The organism is Ruminococcus sp. 1001136sp1 (assembly GCF_039841815.1).
Taxonomy (GTDB): Bacteria; Bacillota; Clostridia; order Lachnospirales; family Lachnospiraceae; genus Blautia_A; species Blautia_A faecis.
Window position 1 is genome coordinate 1 of sequence record NZ_JBDPGY010000062.1, and the last position, 1614, is coordinate 1614.

Annotated in this window: 1 protein-coding gene; it reads right to left on the reverse strand. The window is 51.7% G+C overall.

The features are described 5' to 3' along the window. A partial coding sequence (locus tag ABHC48_RS20480) for a recombinase family protein (protein WP_347506062.1) occupies positions 1-1553 on the reverse strand: 1553 nt, incomplete at its 3' end. Between the last annotated feature and the right edge of the window lie 61 nt (positions 1554-1614).

A 1614-nucleotide genomic window follows, 5' to 3' on the forward strand; every position in this document is an offset into this window, starting at 1 on the left:
CGGGTCTTGTTCTCGTCATAGCTGCACTCATGCACAACGATTTTCTCTACAAACTCCCGCAACAGAGTAGGGGTAAGTTCTTCAAAGCTGGTATGCCGCCGAACAACATTCATAAACTTTTCTGCGTTCACGGTGGCTTCCTGTGCTTTGGAAAGCTCCGCTTGGATAGCAGCGGCTCTTTCTTTCAGCTCCCGTTGTTCTGCTTCATAGTCTGCCGACAGCTCTGTGAAACGCTCGTCTGATATGCGCCCGGTCACGCTGTCCTCATACAGCCGCTTGAAAATAGCGGATAACTCGGCTATGCGTTTCTCGGTGGCTTCCAGCTCCTTTTTCTTGGCGGCGTTCCTGCGCTTGCCCCCGTCCTCGTTCTGCTCAATCAAGAGCTTCATAAACCGGGCTTCATGCTTTGCCGCATAGCTTGTCACTTTCCGCAGATTGGAGAGTACGCCAGCGGTCAAGAGGTCGGTGCGGATAAAGTGCGCCGTACAGTCATGGGTGCGTTTCTTGTAGTTGCCGCAGATATAACAGTCCTGCTTGCGCTTGTCCGTCTGGTATCGCTGCTGATACATCACGCTGCCGCAGTCCGCACAGAACAGTATGCCGGAGAACAAACCCACTTCATCATAGCGGTTGGGGCGTTTGCGCTGTTTGCGAAGCTCCTGCACCCGTTCCCATGTTTGGGTGTCTATGATAGGCTCGTGGTGGTTCTCGAAAATCACTTGCTTTTCCGGGGGATTTTCTACACTGTGCTTGACTTTGTAAGAAAGTTTTTCTGTCTTGAAATTTACCAGACAGCCTGTGTATTCCCGGTTTTCAAGGATATGCACTACGGTATTGGTCGCCCACTTGCACTCATAGCCGGGGTGGTAGCGGCGGGTGCTGCCCGTCCTGCGGTATTCAAGAGTCCCCGGCGTGGGGATCTGCTGCTCTGTGAGCATACGGGCTATCTTGGTCGGACCATTCCCGGCAAGGCAGAGGTTGTATATCTGCTTGACTACGGGTGCAGCTTCCTCGTCAATAATGAAATTTTCGTCCTCGTCCATGAGGTAGCCATACACAGGCTTGCTTGTGATGGGCTTGCCACTCATGCCTTTTGAGCGTTTTACCGCCCGTATTTTCTTGCTCGTATCTCTCACCAGCCATTCGTTAAAGATATTCCGCAGCGGGGCAAAGTCATTGTCGCCCTGTGCGCTGTCCACTCCGTCATTGATAGCGATGAAGCGGACGCCTTTCTGTGGGAAAATCATTTCCGTGTACATTCCCACTTGCAGGTAGTTTCGCCCTAACCTCGACATATCCTTTACGATAACTGTCCCGACTTTTCCGGCTTCAATGTCCGCAAGCATGGCTTGAAAACCGGGTCTTTGAAAGTTCGCACCAGAATAACCGTCGTCCGTGTACCAGCGCAGATTGGAAAAGCCGTTCTGCTTTGCATAGGTTTCAAGGATACGCTTCTGATTGGAAATGGAATTGCTCTCGCCTTGCAGCTCGTCCTCATGGGAAAGTCTTGGGTAAAGGGCGGTAATTGGTTGTTGGTTGGTCTGTCTTAACATAAAATCCTCCGTTTCCGACAGCCAGCCCCACTATTCCGTACCTTGATTGTACCACATGGGG